This is a genomic window from Pseudomonas protegens, from assembly GCF_003732485.1.
In the GTDB taxonomy this organism is placed as follows: Bacteria; Pseudomonadota; Gammaproteobacteria; order Pseudomonadales; family Pseudomonadaceae; genus Aquipseudomonas; species Aquipseudomonas protegens_B.
In genome coordinates this window covers 271657-287600 of sequence record NZ_MOAK01000080.1, presented here as the reverse complement: position 1 = coordinate 287600, position 15944 = coordinate 271657, and the positions used below count along the sequence as shown (strand labels likewise).

18 protein-coding genes are annotated in these 15944 nt (G+C 63.1%); 10 read left to right on the top strand and 8 right to left on the bottom strand.

Annotated features, from left to right (window positions below; genetic code table 11):
- Positions 1-65: 65 nt before the first annotated feature.
- Both BLX41_RS22580 and BLX41_RS22575 read left to right on the top strand, forming a co-directional pair.
- Positions 66-737: a TetR/AcrR family transcriptional regulator gene (locus BLX41_RS22580; RefSeq protein ID WP_123726676.1), complete on the top strand. Its 672-nt coding sequence runs from the start codon at positions 66-68 to the stop codon at positions 735-737.
- A gap of 33 nt (positions 738-770) precedes the next feature.
- The gene (locus tag BLX41_RS22575) at positions 771-1625 is read left to right on the top strand and encodes a sulfurtransferase (protein WP_123726675.1); all 855 of its coding nucleotides are present in this window, start codon (positions 771-773) and stop codon (positions 1623-1625) included.
- Positions 1626-1778: 153 nt separating this feature from the next.
- Here the strand turns inward: BLX41_RS22575 and BLX41_RS22570 are convergent, their stop codons facing one another.
- The 5 genes from BLX41_RS22570 to BLX41_RS22550 all read right to left on the bottom strand — a co-directional run bounded on the left by BLX41_RS22570 (position 1779) and on the right by BLX41_RS22550 (position 7136).
- Complete coding sequence (locus BLX41_RS22570) at positions 1779-2609, bottom strand: AraC family transcriptional regulator (protein ID WP_123726674.1); 831 nt, start codon at positions 2607-2609, stop codon at positions 1779-1781.
- Positions 2602-3603, bottom strand: a complete 1002-nt coding sequence (locus BLX41_RS22565) for a hydrolase (RefSeq protein ID WP_123726673.1) — start codon at positions 3601-3603, stop codon at positions 2602-2604. Before BLX41_RS22565 ends, BLX41_RS22570 begins: the two co-directional genes overlap by 8 nt.
- 74 nt (positions 3604-3677) lie before the next feature.
- The gene (rsmD, locus tag BLX41_RS22560) at positions 3678-4298 is read right to left on the bottom strand and encodes a 16S rRNA (guanine(966)-N(2))-methyltransferase RsmD (RefSeq protein WP_123726672.1); all 621 of its coding nucleotides are present in this window, start codon (positions 4296-4298) and stop codon (positions 3678-3680) included.
- On the bottom strand, positions 4298-5788 hold the full coding sequence (locus BLX41_RS22555) for a M16 family metallopeptidase (protein ID WP_123726671.1): 1491 nt from the start codon (positions 5786-5788) through the stop codon (positions 4298-4300). Before BLX41_RS22555 ends, rsmD begins: the two co-directional genes overlap by 1 nt.
- On the bottom strand, positions 5781-7136 hold the full coding sequence (locus BLX41_RS22550; protein ID WP_123726670.1) for a M16 family metallopeptidase: 1356 nt from the start codon (positions 7134-7136) through the stop codon (positions 5781-5783). The genes BLX41_RS22555 and BLX41_RS22550 overlap by 8 nt, the downstream gene beginning before the upstream one ends.
- Positions 7137-7491: 355 nt before the next feature.
- Here BLX41_RS22550 and ftsY point away from each other — a divergent pair, with 355 nt between their 5' ends.
- The 4 genes from ftsY to rpoH all read left to right on the top strand — a co-directional run bounded on the left by ftsY (position 7492) and on the right by rpoH (position 11664).
- The gene (gene ftsY, locus BLX41_RS22545; protein WP_123726669.1) at positions 7492-9009 is read left to right on the top strand and encodes a signal recognition particle-docking protein FtsY; all 1518 of its coding nucleotides are present in this window, start codon (positions 7492-7494) and stop codon (positions 9007-9009) included.
- On the top strand, positions 9006-9677 hold the full coding sequence (gene ftsE, locus BLX41_RS22540; RefSeq protein ID WP_011064030.1) for a cell division ATP-binding protein FtsE: 672 nt from the start codon (positions 9006-9008) through the stop codon (positions 9675-9677). Before ftsY ends, ftsE begins: the two co-directional genes overlap by 4 nt.
- Positions 9674-10696, top strand: a complete 1023-nt coding sequence (ftsX, locus tag BLX41_RS22535) for a permease-like cell division protein FtsX (RefSeq protein ID WP_123726668.1) — start codon at positions 9674-9676, stop codon at positions 10694-10696. The genes ftsE and ftsX overlap by 4 nt, the downstream gene beginning before the upstream one ends.
- A gap of 113 nt (positions 10697-10809) precedes the next feature.
- Positions 10810-11664 carry an RNA polymerase sigma factor RpoH gene (gene rpoH / locus BLX41_RS22530; protein WP_068575472.1) on the top strand — a complete coding sequence of 285 codons (855 nt, stop codon included), beginning with the start codon at positions 10810-10812 and terminating at the stop codon, positions 11662-11664.
- Positions 11665-11810: 146 nt separating this feature from the next.
- Here rpoH and mtgA read toward each other — a convergent pair whose 3' ends face one another.
- Complete coding sequence (mtgA, locus tag BLX41_RS22525) at positions 11811-12533, bottom strand: monofunctional biosynthetic peptidoglycan transglycosylase (RefSeq protein WP_123726667.1); 723 nt, start codon at positions 12531-12533, stop codon at positions 11811-11813.
- A 74-nt stretch (positions 12534-12607) separates the two neighbouring features.
- On the opposite strand from mtgA, the gene BLX41_RS22520 reads away from it, so the two are divergent.
- The 4 genes from BLX41_RS22520 to trmB all read left to right on the top strand — a co-directional run bounded on the left by BLX41_RS22520 (position 12608) and on the right by trmB (position 14950).
- Positions 12608-12988 carry a DUF423 domain-containing protein gene (locus tag BLX41_RS22520; protein WP_123726666.1) on the top strand — a complete coding sequence of 127 codons (381 nt, stop codon included), beginning with the start codon at positions 12608-12610 and terminating at the stop codon, positions 12986-12988.
- Between the two features lie 70 nt (positions 12989-13058).
- Entirely contained in the window at positions 13059-13259 is a 201-nt protein-coding gene (gene thiS, locus BLX41_RS22515; RefSeq protein WP_011064025.1) for a sulfur carrier protein ThiS, read from the top strand.
- A gap of 161 nt (positions 13260-13420) precedes the next feature.
- Positions 13421-14215: a thiazole synthase gene (locus BLX41_RS22510; RefSeq protein ID WP_011064024.1), complete on the top strand. Its 795-nt coding sequence runs from the start codon at positions 13421-13423 to the stop codon at positions 14213-14215.
- Between the two features lie 9 nt (positions 14216-14224).
- The gene (gene trmB / locus BLX41_RS22505) at positions 14225-14950 is read left to right on the top strand and encodes a tRNA (guanosine(46)-N7)-methyltransferase TrmB (protein WP_123726665.1); all 726 of its coding nucleotides are present in this window, start codon (positions 14225-14227) and stop codon (positions 14948-14950) included.
- A 94-nt stretch (positions 14951-15044) separates the two neighbouring features.
- Here the strand turns inward: trmB and BLX41_RS22500 are convergent, their stop codons facing one another.
- Positions 15045-15593, bottom strand: a complete 549-nt coding sequence (locus tag BLX41_RS22500; RefSeq protein WP_123726664.1) for an RNA 2'-phosphotransferase — start codon at positions 15591-15593, stop codon at positions 15045-15047.
- A gap of 103 nt (positions 15594-15696) precedes the next feature.
- Positions 15697-15944 (bottom strand): DUF3392 family protein (locus tag BLX41_RS22495; RefSeq protein WP_123726663.1); only part of this gene is annotated, 248 nt, incomplete at its 5' end.

The following is a 15944-nucleotide window of genomic DNA, read 5'->3' as shown; positions in this document are numbered from 1 at the left end:
GCGATTTATCCTCAGGGGGATAGAACGTAAGATGCACCTCAGCCTTCTGATTAAAGCCCACGCCCATGGCCCCACGCATAAAAACCCGCGAACGCATCGTTCAGTTCAGTCTTGAGCTGTTTAACCAACAGGGCGAGCGCAACGTCAGTACCAACCACATTGCGGCGCACATGGAGATTTCTCCGGGCAACCTGTACTACCACTTCCCCAACAAGCAGGCGATCATCGCCGTGCTGTTCGCCGAGTACGAGAGCCTGGTGGACAGCTTCCTGCGCCCGCCCCCCGGGCGTGCCGTCACCGTGGAAGACAAGCGCTATTACCTGCAGGCGCTGCTGGCGGCCATGTGGCGCTATCGCTTCCTGCACCGCGATCTGGAACACCTGCTGGACAGCGACGCCGAACTGGCGGCCCGCTACCGGCGCTTCTCCCAGCGCTGCCTGATCCAGGGCATGGCCATTTACGGGCGTTTCGTCGAGGCCGGGATCGTCGCCATGGACAAGGTGCAGATCGAGTCCTTGACCCTCAATGCCTGGATCATCCTCACGTCCTGGGTCCGCTTTCTGTGCACCACCCGGGAGAACTCCACCCACCTGAGCGAGGAAGCCATCAAGCGTGGCGTCTATCAGGTGCTGGTGCTGGAGGCCGGTTTTGTTACCGACCAGGCCCGGGAAGCGGTCAACGGCCTGTTCGAAGAGTTTTACGTGCCCCTGGCCCAAGCCCTGGAAGAAGTGCAGTAGGATCAACCTCCGACTTATTCACAGGAGCCCGCCATGCCCCTCGCGCAGTTGATCAGCCCGCTTGCCCTGGACCAGAAGAAACAGCAGCCCGGCCTGGTGATTCTGGATTGTCGCTTTGCTCTGGAAGACCCGGATTACGGCCAGCGCAGTTACGCCGACGGGCATATCGCCGGGGCGCATTTCGCCGATCTGAACCGGGACCTGAGCGCGCCGGTGATCAAGGGCGTGACCGGCCGGCATCCGTTGCCGGAGCCCGCGCAGTTGGTGGCGCGCCTGCAGGCCTGGGGCATCGATAACGACAGCGAGATCGTGCTCTATGACGACGGCCCCGGTGCCTACGCCGCTCGTGCCTGGTGGTTGCTGGCCTGGCTGGGCAAGCGTGATGGTGTGTTCATTCTCGATGGCGGCCTGAAAGCCTGGCACGCCGCCGGCCTGCCCCTGAGTCTGGATGCGCCGGAAACTGTGGCCGGGCAGTTCGCTGGCCAACCCGACCACAGTCTGCTGCTGGATGCCGAGCACTTGCACAAGCGCCTGGGCCAGGCGGACCTGACCCTGCTGGATGCCCGTGGCCTGCCGCGTTTCCGTGGCGACGTGGAGCCCATCGATCCGGTGGCCGGACATATTCCCGGTGCCCATTGCGCGGCATTCACCGACAACCTGGGCGAGGACGGGCGCTTCCTCGCGGTCGACCAACTCAAGCTGCGTTTCGCGCAAAAGCTCGCCGGGCGCTCCCCGGAAAACTTGGTGGCTTATTGCGGCTCCGGTGTCACCGCCTGCCACAATCTGTTCGCCCTGTGCCTGGCCGGCTACCCGCTGGCGCGGCTGTACGCCGGTTCGTGGAGCGAATGGATCACCGATCCACAACGGCCTGTCGCCACCGGCGACTGACGGGCTGCATCCAGTCGGCCTCTTCGCTGGCAAGCCAGCTCCTACGGTTGGCAGGGCCCCGCGGCCCTGTAGGAGCGAGCTTGCTCGCGATCGCGTAGGCAGGGACGCGTGGGAGTCTGTAGGAGCGAGCTTGCTCGCGAAAGCCGCACCGCCCTACAGAAGAACGGCGCTGCGATAAGCCGCCGGCGCCACCCCATACACCTGCTTGAACTGCCGACTGAGATGGCTTTGGTCGGCAAACCCCAATTGCGTCGCCACTTCCAGTGGCAGGCAGCCGTCGCGCAGCAAGGCGCGGGCCTTGGCGATGCGCTGCTGCATCAGCCAGGTGTGGGGCGGAATCCCGGTAGCCCGGCGAAACACCCGGGCAAAGTGGAACGGCGACAGGTTCACTGCCGCCGCCAACTCCTCCAGCGACGGTGGCGCCGTCAACTGCGAGCGCAGCAATTCCTTGGCCTGCACAATCGCCCGGTGCTCTTGCCCGGGTTCGCCCAGCGCCCGGACCCCAGCATGACGCTGTAGCAACAACAGCAGCATTTCCCGCCATTGGGTCTGTTGTTGCAGGGCGGTGGCCGGGCTTTCCAGCAGGTGGTGCAAGCGGGCGAAGCCGCTGACCAGGTCCGGGTCCCGATACAGGGTGGCGCCAAAGGCCGGCAGGCTGCCGCTGGGCAGTTCCAGTTCATCCAGCAAGCCGAGAATCTGCCGGTTGTCCGGGTAAAAGGCCCGGTACAGCCAGCCGTCTTCGACGCCCTTGGCCCCGGTGTGCAATTCGTCCGGGTTGATCAGCACCAGGGTGCCGCTACCCGCCAGGTGTTCGGCCCCGCGATAGCGGTAGCGTTGGGCGCCGGCCATGATCATGCCGATCACATAACCCTCGTGCACGTGGGGCACGAAGCGCTGTTCGATATAACGCGCGGCCAGCAATTCGACCCCGGCCAGGGGCGCGGTCTGCCAGAAGCGGATCGACTCCCGGGCGGACTTATCCATGGCGGCCCAGGCCGGTCAGCCATTGCGGAATGCGCTGTTCCAGGTAGTAGCTCGGGTGTTTCAGAGTGCCCCCGACAAAGCCCACGTGGCCACCTTTGGCCTGCAGTTCGAACTGGGTGCTGGTGGACAGTTCGCCGGCCTCGGGCAGGCTGTGGGGGAACACAAAGGGATCGTCCGCGGCCTGGATGATCAGGGTCGGGGTGCGGATCTCGCCGAGGAAATAGCGACTGGAAGCGCGGCGGTAGTAGTCCTGGGCATCGGCAAAGCCATGCAGCGGCGCGGTGACCCGGCCATCGAAGTCCCAGAAGGTGCGCATCTTGGTCAGGGGGCCCAGTTGCGCCAGGGTCGCCAGGCCTTCATGGCGGCCGTCGTGCTGGAACTGGCGTTGCTTGTTCTTGATGTAGGCCAGCATCTCGCGCATGAAGTGGGCCTGATAGACCTTGGAGAACCCCTGGCCAATGCGGTCGGCGCACTGGTCCAGGCGAAACGGCACCGACACCGCCGTGGCCCCTTGGAGCGGGCTGGCGCTGCCGCTTTCCCCCAAGTACTTGAGCAGCACATTGCCCCCCAGGGAATAGCCCACTGCGTACAGCGGTGCCTGGGGGCGCTTGGCTCGTAGATGGGCAAGGGTCGAAGCCAGGTCCTCGCTGGCGCCGGAGTGGTAGCTGCGGGGCAGCAGGTTGGGTTCGCCGGAGCAGCCGCGCCAGTTCAGTGCCGCGCTGGCCCAGCCTCGGGCGGCGAGGGCCTGTTGCAGGCCGGCCACATAAGGTGAGTTGGAGGAACCTGTCAGCCCATGCAACACCAGCACCAGCGGGGCCTCGGCGCTATGGGGGCCGTGCCAGTCAAGATCGAGAAAGTCGCCGTCATCCAGCCATAGACGCTCGCGCTCGCGCTCAAGGTGGGTGGTCGGGCGCCACAGCGGACCCCACAGCGTCTGCAGGTGCGGGTTGCCAAGGCCGAAGGCGGGAATGAAACGATCAGGCGAGTTGGGCACGGGGAGGGTCTCGATGCGGCGCAGCGCAGCCCGGGCGGGCTGCGCACTTTGTTCCGGCCGAGCGTAAACAGGTTCTACGCGGGGTTGTCTGCCATACGTTGCCACAAGGAGTAATACACCTGCCCGGATTTTTGTTCACGGTGCAGGCGCCAGCTTCCGGGCAGGCCCAGGGTCGATGGCGCGGTTTCGCTTTCGGTGTAGATCCAGGCGTCGTTTGCCAGCCAGCCGCGTTCCTCCAGCAGGGCGCAGGCGGCGGGCAGCAGGTTCTGGTTGAACGGCGGATCGAGGAACGCCAGGTCGAACGGTGTCGCCAGCTGCGTTTCCAGGTAGCGCAGGGCGTCGGCAGTCTGCGCCTGGCCCACCGTGCAACGCAGGGTGCCCAGGTGCTCGCGCAGGCTGGAGATCGCTACGCTGCTGCTGTCCAGGGCCAGCCCCGTGGCGGCGCCACGGGACAGGGCTTCGAGGAACACTGCACCGCTGCCGGCGAACAGGTCAATGACCTTGGCCCCGGCCACATAGGGCGCCAACCAGTTGAACAGGGTTTCGCGCACCCGGTCCGGGGTCGGCCGCAATCCCGGCAGGTCGGGAAAGCTCAGCTTACGGCTGCGCCATTCGCCGCCGATGATGCGCAGCTGGCCCACGCCGTTGTGCTGGTTGTGGACGGGTTTCTTGCTGGGACGGGCTGGACGGGCCATTAATGCTCCGGAACCCCGAGCGGCTGCTCGGCGGGTTTGTCAGTGGGGGGCGGCAACGGCTTTTGCGCGACGGTCGGGCCGGCGCTGACGATGACCATCTTGTCGACGCCGAGGTGCTTGTTCATGGCGGCCTTGACCTGTTCCACCGTCAGCTCCTGGGATTGACGCATGAAGTCTTCCAGGTAGCTCAACGGCAGGTTGTAGAAGCCCATGGCGCCCAGCTGGCCGACGATATCGGCGTTGCTGGCGGTGGACAGCGGGAAGCTGCCGGCCAGTTCGCGCTTGGCGTCGTCCAACTCCTTCTGGGTCGGGCCGTTCTTCAGGTAGTCGGCGAACACGTCCTGCACCAGCTTCAGGGTGCCTTCGCTCATTTCCGCGCGGGTCTGCAGGTTGATCATGAACGGGCCGCGGGCCTGCATCGGGGAGAAGCCCGAGTAGACGCCGTAGGTCAGGCCGCGCTTCTCGCGGACTTCGCTCATCAGCCGGGTGCCGAAACCGCCACCGCCGAGGATCTGGTTGCCCAGGGAGACGGCGGCGTAGTCCGGATCGTCACGGTCGATCCCCAGTTGCGCCAGCATCAGGGTGGTCTGGCTCGATGGGAACTCGATATGGCCGATGCTGGCCTTGGGTTCAGTGGGTTGCTCGATTTTCGCCAGGGCCGGGCCTTTGGGCAGGGCGGCGGAGACTTGCGCGGCAATCGCCTCGGCGTCGCTGCGGGACAGGTCGCCCACCAGGGCGATCACCACGTTGCCGGCGGTATAGGCCTTGGCGTGGAATGCTTGCAGTTGCGCCAGGCTAATACTCGGAATGCTCTTGGCATTGCCCTCGCTGGCATGCGCATAGGGATGGCTGCCGTACAGGCGCTGCATCAGCTCCAGGCTGGCCAGCTTGCCTGGGTTCTGCTTCTGGTACTCGAAGCCGGCGAGCAACTGGTTCTTGATCCGTGCCAGGGAGTCGGCAGGGAAGGTCGGCTTGCCCACCACTTCGGCGAACAGCTTCAGGGCCGGTTCGCGTTTATCCACAGCGCTGAGGCTACGCAGCGAGACCACGGCCATGTCTTTGTAGGCGCCGTTGCCGATATCCGCCCCCAGGCTTTCAAAGCCCCGAGCGATGGCGCCTACATCCTTGCCGGCCACACCCTCGTTGAGCATGGCGTTGGTCAGCAGGGCCAGGCCGGAAGTGTTGCTGTCCTGGCTGCTGCCGGCGGCGAAGATCAGGCGCATGTCGAACATCGGCAGCTCGCGGGCTTCGACGAACAGCACCTTGGCACCTTCGGCGGTGTTCCAGGTCTGCACATTGAGGTTGCGATGGCTGGGGGCCTTGCCATCCAGTTCGGCCAGGGATTGCAGCTTTTGGCTGCTCTTGGCGTTGTCCAGGGCCTGGCTGGCATTGCTCTCGCCGGAGCGCGACAGATACAGGCCGCCAGCGGTGAGCAGGGCAACCAGGGCCAGGCCCAGCAGGACCGGTGAAGCATTCTTGCGCTTACTCATGAGCGGACTCCTCAGGCAATACATGGGCCACGCTCATACGCTCCCGGGTGAAATAGGTGCGGGCGGCTTTCTGGATGTCTTCCGGTGTCACGCTTTGCAGTTCCGCAAGCTCGGTGTCCATCAGCTTCCACGACAGGCCGACAGTTTCCAGCTGGCCGATGGAGCTGGCCTGGCTGGTGATCGAGTCACGTTCGTAAACCAGCCCGGCGATTACTTGGGCTCGGACCCGCTCCAGTTCCTCGGCGGACGGCGGAGTGGTTTTCAGTTGGTCCAGCAGGCGCCACAGCCCGGCCTCGGCCTGGGCGATGGTTTTTTTCTTCTGGCTGTTGGGGGTGGCCGAGAGCATGAACAGGCTGTCGCCCCGGCTGTAGGCGTCGTAGCTGCTTGAACCGTTGGACAGCAGCTCTTCTCCGCGCTCCAGTTGGGTCGGGATGCGGGCACTGTAGCCGCCGTCCAGCAGGGCCGCGGCCAGGCGCAGGGCGTGCACCGAGCGTTTGTCCTCGGCGGTGGCGATGCTTGGCACGTTGAAGGCCAGCATCAGGCTAGGCAACTGGGTCTTCACGTGCAGGGTAATCAGGCGCTCGCCGGGTTCGGCCAGCTCCAGGGGGATCTTCGCCGGTGGCACGTCGCGTTTGGGGATGGCGCCGAAGTAGCGCTGGGCCAGGGTCTTGACCTCATCCGGAGTGACGTCGCCCACCACCACCAGGGTGGCGTTGTTCGGCACGTACCAGGCCTGGTACCAGTGGCGCAGTTCCTCGACCTTCATTCTATTCAGGTCGGCCATCCAGCCGATGGTCGGCGTGTGGTAGCCGCTGGCGGGGTAGGCCATGGCCTTGAAGCGCTCATAGGCCTTGGACATCGGCTTGTCGTCGGTGCGCAGGCGGCGTTCTTCCTTGATTACTTCGATTTCGCGGCTGAACTCGTCGGGCGGCAGGCGCAGGCTGGCCATGCGATCGGCTTCCAGCTCCAGGGCCACGCCCAGGCGGTCGCGGGCTAGGACCTGGTAATAGGCCGTGAAGTCGTCGCTGGTGAAGGCGTTCTCTTCGGCGCCCAGGTCCCGCAGGATCAGGGAGGCCTCGCCGGGGCCGACTTTCTCGCTGCCCTTGAACATCATGTGTTCCAGGGCGTGGGACAAACCGGTCTGGCCCGGGGTTTCGTAGCTGGAGCCGACCTTGTACCAGACCTGGGACACCACCACCGGGGCGCGATGGTCTTCACGGACCACCACCTTAAGGCCGTTGTCGAGGGTGAATTCGTGGGTGGGTTGCGGGTCGGCAGCCAGGGCTGCAAGGGGCAGACAAACTGTGCTGAGCAGCAGGCCTGCGGCGCGGCGGGCTAGAGCATTCATTCGTTTTTAAACCTGTTGGGCTGCCCGCGTGTTCTTAGCGTCAGCGGGCGAGGAGGTGCTAGGATACTGATCCGTTTTACTGGCGGCCACGCCTATCAGGTCTTCGCGGATCAGCATGTACTTGAGCAGGTTGTATGAGTTACCGGCAAGAAGCCCTGATTTACCAGCTAGACTTCGACTTTTCGCCGATTTTGCCGTTCCAGTCCTTTAGTAAAATCGCTCCTTGAAGTGCTTTTGGGCATTTCGACAACATGTTGCGCGTGAACAAGCTGGATGAAACACAGTCTGTTCTGCATCGAATATTTATTTACCGATGCGCCCAGTGGCGCATCGCTACCTTGAGATAGCCGTCTCCATGTTTGGTTCCAACGACGACAAAAAGACCCCAGCCGCGGCTGGCGAGAAGAAAGGCCTGTTCGGATGGCTGCGCAAAAAGCCGCAGGAACCCGTCGTCGAACAGCCGCAAGTGCCTGTCGAGCCGGTGCCGGCTCCTGTCATTGAATCCGCTTCCAGCGCAGCCCCGGCCGAGCCGGTGGTGCTGCCGCTCGCCGAACCGGTGTTGCAACCCCGGGTCGAGGCTGAGCCGGTAGCGGCCGCCGTGCCTGAGCTGCCGTTGACTCCACCCCCGGAGCACAAGCCCTGGCTGTCTCTGCCAGTGGCGGAAGAGCCGGTGGCACTGGTTGAGGACGCTCAGGCGGAGCATGTCACTCCGCCGATTCCAGCCCTGACCGCTGCGCCTGAGCCGGTGGTCGAAGTCCCGGTTGTCGCCCCGGCTCCGGTGCTCGAAGTGCAAACTCCGGTAGCGCCGGTGTTCATTGCGCCGGAGCCTGTTGCACCTGTACCTGCACCTGCACCTGCACCTGCACCTGTAGCCGAGCCGGTTGCCGTGGCTGCGCAGACCGAGCCCGTCGTCGAGCCTGTTCGCTCCAGTGAAGAGAGCAAGGTCGGCTTCTTCGCCCGGTTGAAGCAGGGCCTGTCCAAGACCAGCGCCAGCATCGGCGAGGGCATGGCCAGCCTGTTCCTGGGCAAGAAAGCCATTGATGACGAACTGCTGGAAGATCTGGAAACCCGTCTGTTGACGGCCGACGTCGGGGTCGAAGCGACTTCGGTGATCATCCAGAACCTGACCCAGAAGGTGGCGCGCAAGCAACTCACCGACTCCGACGCGCTGTACGCCTCGTTGCAGGCTGAACTCACCGGTATGCTCAAGCCGGTGGAGCAGCCGCTGAAAATCGTCGCCCAGAACAAGCCCTTCGTGATCCTGGTGGTGGGTGTCAACGGCGCCGGCAAGACCACGACCATCGGCAAGCTGGCGAAGAAGCTGCAGCTGGAAGGCAAGAAAGTCATGCTGGCGGCCGGCGACACCTTCCGCGCCGCGGCGGTGGAGCAACTGCAAGTCTGGGGTGAGCGCAACAAGATCCCGGTCATCGCCCAGCACACGGGTGCCGATTCCGCCTCGGTGATCTTCGACGCCGTCCAGGCTGCCAAGGCCCGTGGTATCGATGTGCTGATCGCCGACACGGCGGGGCGCCTGCACACCAAAGACAACCTGATGGAAGAGCTGAAGAAGGTTCGCCGGGTGATCGGCAAGCTCGACGCCGACGCGCCCCACGAGGTGTTGCTGGTGCTGGACGCCGGTACCGGCCAGAACGCCATCAACCAGGCCAAGCAGTTCAACCAGACCGTGGAATTGACCGGCCTGGCCCTGACCAAGCTCGATGGCACTGCCAAGGGCGGGGTGATCTTCGCCCTGGCCAAGCAATTCGGCCTGCCGATCCGTTACATCGGGGTCGGTGAAGGCATCGATGACTTGCGTACTTTTGAAGCCGAACCCTTTGTCCAGGCACTGTTTGCCGAGCGGGAGCGTTCATGATTCGTTTCGAACAGGTCGGTAAGCGCTATCCCAATGGCCACGTTGGCCTGCATGAGCTGAGCTTTCGCGTCCGTCGCGGCGAATTCCTGTTTGTCACCGGCCATTCCGGCGCCGGCAAAAGCACCTTGCTGCGCCTGCTGCTGGCCATGGAGCGCCCGACTACCGGCAAATTGCTGCTGGCGGGTCAGGACCTGGGGCAGATCAGCAATGCACAGATCCCTTTCCTGCGGCGGCAGATTGGCGTGGTGTTCCAGAATCACCAGTTGCTGTTCGATCGCACGGTGTTCAACAACGTCGCTCTGCCACTGCAGATCCTCGGTCTGTCCAAGGCGGAAATCGCCAAGCGCGTGGATTCGGCCCTGGAGCGGGTGGCCTTGTCGGACAAAACCGATCTCTACCCGGGTGATCTGTCCACCGGTCAGCAACAGCGCGTAGGTATTGCTCGGGCCATCGTCCATCGCCCGGCTCTGCTGCTGGCGGACGAACCCACGGGTAACCTCGACCCGCGTCTTGCGGCGGAAATCATGGGCGTGTTCGAAGACATCAACCGCCTGGGCACCAGCGTGCTGATCGCCAGTCACGACCTGGCGCTGATCGCGCGCATGCGTCACCGCATGCTCACCCTGCAACGTGGCCGATTGATCGGCGACGGGGAGGCCGGCGTATGAGTGCCACACGTACCCCAAAAGTGGCGGAGCGCGTAGCGCCCAAGGCCTCCGAAGCACCGCCGCCGAAGAAAAAACGCGACGAGGATGACGGTCCGGATTTCGGCACCCTGCTGCACGCCTGGATCGAAAGCCATCGTGCCAGCCTGCTGGACAGCCTGCGGCGCCTGGGCAAACAACCCATCGGCAGCTTCTTTACCTGTCTGGTGATGGCTGTGGCCCTGAGCTTGCCCATGGGCCTGTCGTTGCTGCTCAACAACGTCGAGCGCCTGGGCGGTTCCTGGCAACGGGCAGCGCAGATTTCGCTGTACCTGGATCTGGGGGCTTCTGCCGGCGAGGGCGAGAAGCTTGGCGAAGAGATCAAGGGCTTGCCCGGTGTGGCGGATGCCGAGTTCATCAGCAAGGAAAAGGCTCTGGAAGAATTCCAGCAGCAGTCCGGTTTGGGTGAGGCTTTGCGCGAGCTGCCCCACAACCCGCTGCCGGGTGTAGTGCTGGTAACGCCGAACCAAGTGGACAAGGCGACCTTGGAGGCCTTGCGCCAGCGATTGTCGGAAATGCCCAAGGTGCAACTGGCGCAGTTGGACCTGGTATGGGTCGAGCGGCTGGCGGCCATCCTCAAGCTGGGGGATCGCTTTGTCTTCGGCCTGACGGTGCTGCTGGTTTCTGCATTACTTTTGGTGATAGGCAATACCATTCGTCTTCATATTGAAAACCGCCGCACAGAGATAGAAGTGATTAAACTCGTCGGCGGCACAGACAGCTATGTGCGACGTCCCTTCCTTTATATGGGCGCGCTGTATGGCTTCGGTGCGGGGATTCTGTCCTGGGGTGTACTGGCGTTCGGCTTGAACTGGCTGAACGACGCGGTGATCGGCTTGGCCGGCTTGTACGGCAGTGATTTTGCCCTTGCGGGGGTGCCGGTTGCCGATGGTCTATCGCTCTTGCTTGGTGCGGTGCTGTTGGGTTATATCGGTGCGTGGATTGCGGTGGCCCGCCACCTGAGGGAGCTGGCACCGAAGTAATGTCTTTTTGCTTGTATTGACCTTTCAGAATATTTGGGAACTTGTTTCGCGGTTTCCGGTCAATTTTCGCAGTGCTTAACTGCACGAGTTATGTGAGTCGGAGGTTTTTTCGTATGACCACTTCTTTGCAACCTGCTTACGCATTGGTTCCAGGCGCAAACCTGGAGGCTTATGTGCACACGGTGAACAGCATTCCATTGCTGACGCCCGAGCAGGAGCGTGAACTGGCCGAGAGTCTCTACTATGAGCAGGATCTTGAGGCGGCTCGGCAGATGGTGCTCGCCCACCTGCGTTTTGTTGTACATATCGCCCGTAGCTATTCCGGCTATGGGTTGGCCCAGGCTGACCTGATCCAGGAAGGCAACGTTGGCCTGATGAAAGCCGTGAAGCGCTTCAACCCGGAAATGGGTGTGCGCCTGGTGTCCTTTGCCGTGCACTGGATCAAGGCGGAGATTCACGAGTTCATCCTGCGTAACTGGCGGATTGTGAAAGTCGCGACCACCAAGGCGCAGCGCAAGCTGTTCTTCAACCTGCGCAGCCAGAAGAAGCGTCTGGCCTGGTTGAACAACGAAGAAGTGCATCGTGTGGCTGAAAGCCTGGGCGTCGAGCCCCGTGAAGTGCGGGAGATGGAAAGCCGTCTGACCGGCCAGGACATGGCCTTCGATCCGGCTGCGGAAGCGGATGATGACAGCGCCTTCCAATCGCCGGCCAACTACCTGGAAGACCACCGCTACGACCCGGCGCTGCAACTGGAAGATGCCGATTGGAGCGACAACTCCACCAATAACCTGCACGAAGCTCTGGAAGTGCTGGACGAACGCAGCCGTGACATCCTCTACCAGCGCTGGCTGGCCGAAGAAAAAGCCACGCTGCACGACCTGGCGCAGAAGTACAACGTTTCGGCCGAGCGTATCCGCCAGCTGGAAAAGAGCGCGATGAACAAGCTGAAACTGTCCATCGCCGCTTAAGCCTGAAGCGTCATGCAAAACGCCCCGATTACCTCGGGGCGTTTTTGTTTGTGCGGTTGTCGTAGGAGCCGGCTTGCCGGCGAATCCCCAGCCCAGCACCCATCCCGAACATGCTCAAGAAGAGCGGGCGCAAAGCCAAATTCGGGTTACTCCGCCCAGGGCGCCCTGCGCGACTCGTTCAACCGATTCAGGTAATCGGCGCCACCCAATTGGCTCATCTGCCGCCGAACCCAGCCCGCCCGCTGCATCACGTAAGTGCTGGGCCGCGCTGCGCTCCACACCCTTGGATTGGGCAAGACAGCGGCCAGCAGGCTGGCTTGCTGGCGCGACAGGCTGGCCGCGCTGACGCCGAAGTGATGGCGCGCCGCGGCTTCTGCCCCGAACACCCCTTCATCCCACTCGACACTGTTGAGATAAACCTCAAGAATCCGTTGCTTGGGCCAGAACACCTCGATCAGCGCGGTGAACCAGGCTTCCAGCCCCTTGCGCAGGTAGCTGCGACCGGACCACAGGAACAGGTTTTTCGACACTTGCTGACTCAAGGTACTGGCACCACGGATCGAGCCGCCCCTTTCGTTGTGGATCAACGCCGCCTGGATTGCATCGATATCGAAGCCCCAGTGCTCGGGGAATTTCTGATCCTCACCGGCGATCACCGCCACCTTGAGGTTGTCGGAGATTTCATCCCAAGGCTTCCAGGTGCGCTGCAGGTCGATGGGATCGTTGTCGATCCACGACTCGACCTTGCGTTCCACCATCAGGGCGGTGCCCGGTGGCGGTACGAAACGCAACAGCAGCACCAGCAGCACGCTGCCGACCACGAACCACATCAAGGCTTTTACAAGGCGACGAAACAGATAACGCAGCATAGAGATGGCTTGGCCGAACCCGTTGAGCGCGCCATTATACAGACCCTTTGCGCTGAATCTGACTGGAGTTCCTCATGTTGCGTGGCTTCCTGATGCTGGCCGCTTTCTTCGGTTTCACCGGGGTCGCCCTCGGCGCCTTTGCCGCTCACGGTCTGAAAAACCGCCTGAGCACCGAGTATCTGGCTATTTTTCATACAGGGGTCACTTACCAGCTGGTGCATACCCTGGCGCTGTTCGGCGTCGCCTTGCTGGCGGCGCATATTCCCGGGCGGCTGGTGACCTGGGCCGGCATTGCGTTCACCCTGGGCATCCTGTTGTTCTCCGGCAGCCTGTACCTGTTGACCCTGAGCGGCATCAGCAAGCTGGGCATCATCACTCCTTTCGGCGGTCTGGCCTTCCTGATTGGCTGGTTCCTGCTGGGCCTTGCCGCCTGGCGCCTGCAAGGTGCCGGCTGACGCTTGTAGCTGACCTTTAGGTCATGATCGGGCTAGAATGCTGGCCCCTAAAAATGATGGCGGCCTTGGCATGCGCATTCAGTTGAACGGTGAATCCTTTGAACTGCCCGACGGCTCGACCGTTGCGGCCCTGCTGAGCCATCTGGAACTGACCGGACGGCGGATCGCGGTGGAACTCAACCTGGATATCGTTCCGCGCAGCCAGCACGCCGAGACCGCTCTCAACGAGGGCGACCAGGTGGAAGTGGTCCACGCCATCGGCGGCGGCTAGTCACTGGCGTCAACCGCGCTGCCACTTATTTGTGCAGCGCTCTGGCCCGGCTCCGGGCCTCTCCCATGGAAGAAGCGTTCACCGGCCCCGGAATGAGGGCTCCAGCGCCCCGGGCCTGATAAAGAATTCTGCAAGAACCTCACCCCAACAGAGGATTTCCGATGAGCAACGTTCGTAGTGACAAGCCTTTCGTCCTGGCCGGTCGGACGTACCAGTCGCGTTTGCTGGTAGGCACCGGCAAGTACCGCGACATGGAAGAAACCCGCCTGGCCATCGAGGCCTCGGGTGCCGAGATCGTCACCGTCGCCGTGCGCCGGACCAATATCGGCCAGAACCCGGGCGAACCGAACCTGCTGGATATCCTGCCGCCGGATCGCTACACCATCCTGCCCAACACTGCCGGCTGCTATGACGCCGTGGAAGCGGTGCGCACCTGCCGCCTGGCTCGTGAGCTGCTGGATGGTCACAACCTGGTCAAGCTGGAAGTTCTGGCCGACCAGAAGACCCTGTTCCCCAACGTACTGGAAACCCTCAAGGCCGCCGAAGTGCTGGTCAAGGAAGGTTTCGACGTGATGGTCTACACCAGCGATGACCCGATCATCGCTCGCCAACTGGCGGAAATGGGCTGTATCGCGGTCATGCCCCTGGCGGGCCTGATCGGCACCGGTCTGGGGATCTGCAACCCGTACAACCTGCAGATCATCCTCGAAGAAGCCAAGGTCCCGGTGCTGGTGGATGCCGGTGTCGGTACCGCGTCCGACGCCACCATCGCCATGGAGCTGGGGTGTGAAGCGGTGCTGATGAACTCGGCCATCGCCCACGCGCAGCAACCGGTGATGATGGCCGAAGCCATGAAACACGCAATTGTCGCGGGCCGCCTGGCGTACCTCGCCGGTCGCATGCCGAAGAAACTCTATGCCAGCGCCTCCTCGCCGCTGGATGGTCTGATCAAGTAAGAGCCATTGATGACTGAATCAAACGACACGCCAATCCAGCTGGAAGCCGGCGACGAGCGCCAACACCGCCGTATCAAGAGTTTCGTGATGCGCGCCGGGCGCATGACCGAAGGCCAGCAACGTGGCCTGGATCAGGGCGCGCCGCTGTACGTGCTGCCCCTGGCTGACGCCCCGGTGGACTACGACCAGGTGTTTGGCCGTTCGGCGCCGCGCTCCCTGGAAATCGGCTTCGGCATGGGCCATTCGCTGCTGGAAATGGCGGCGGCGGCTCCGGAGCAAGACTTCATTGGTGTGGAAGTTCACCGTCCGGGCGTCGGCGCGCTGCTCAATGGCGTGCTCACTCAGGGCTTGACCAATCTACGGGTCTACGATTGCGACGCCATTGAAGTGCTCAATCGCTGCATCGCCGACAACAGCCTGGATCGGCTGATGCTGTTCTTCCCCGATCCGTGGCACAAGAGCCGGCACCACAAGCGCCGCATCGTCCAGGCCTCCTTCGCCGAACTGGTGCGCAGCAAGCTCAAGGTTGGCGGCATTCTGCACATGGCCACCGACTGGGAGCCCTATGCCGAATACATGCTGGAGGTGATGAACGTCGCCCCGGGTTACCGCAACCTGGCCGAAGACGGCAAGTGCGTACCGCGCCCGGCCGAACGCCCGATCACCAAGTTCGAGCGTCGTGGCGAGCGCCTGGGTCATGGCGTGTGGGATCTGAAGTTCGAAAAGCTGGCCTGAGCCACGCGGACCCGCTGTTGTAGGAGCTGGCCGGGCGGCGTTCCGCTTGCCAGCGAAGAGGCCCGCAAGGACGCCTTCGCCAGCCAGCTGGCTGCTACAGGGCTTGGATGAAACTGACCGGCACCAGGTCGGTCAGCCACACTCCATTCTCTGCCTGATAGAAGGTGAAGCCTTGGGCCTGCATGGCCTGGGTGTCGATCTGCAGGATCACCACCTTGCCGTAACGCTGGCCCACGGCCTTGGCGGTTTCGATTTCCTGGGACAGGTGCACGTGGTGCCGTGAGCCCGGGATCAGCCCCTTCTCATTGATCGAATCCATGAAGCGCGTGGCAGTGCCGTGGTAGAGCACGGCGGGTGGTTGCTTTGCCTCAAGCTGCAATTGCACGGTCTTGTTGGAATGCCCCTGAACGGCACGAATCCGCTGGCCGTCAGCCGAGAGGGCGAAGCGTTTCTTGTCGTTGCCGGCGACTACCTGCTCGATCAGTTCCCGGCTCAGTTGCCGGCCGTCCCTGGCCGCGCCGCCGATCAGCGCGTCGATATCGCCCCAGCCTTCGCTATCCAGTTCCAGGCCGATGGCCTGGGGCTCGTGGCGCAGCACGTAGCTGAGGAACTTGCTGGTGTCCTCGATGACTTTCTTGCTCATGTTCTTCCTTGATAACGGGGGCAGCCGTTGGATTGCGTTCGCCGGCAAGCCAGCTCCTACGGGGGCTGTAGGAGCCGGCTTGCCGGCGAAGGGGGTCGACAGGTCAGCGACGATCAGCAACCACGCCAATCAGCACCAGCACCACCAGTAGCACCGGCGCCAGGCTGTAGTTGTTGAACTGACTCAGGCCGCGGACGATCCACGGCGTGGCATAGATCAGCGCCAGGCCGCTGCCGACCATGCACAGCAGGGCCATCAGCGGGACGCGCAGGGCACCGGCTATGCCGCCCAGGCGTTGCTCGACCCAGCCCTTGATGTCCGCGCCGAACAGCACCAGCAGGCAGCCCACCA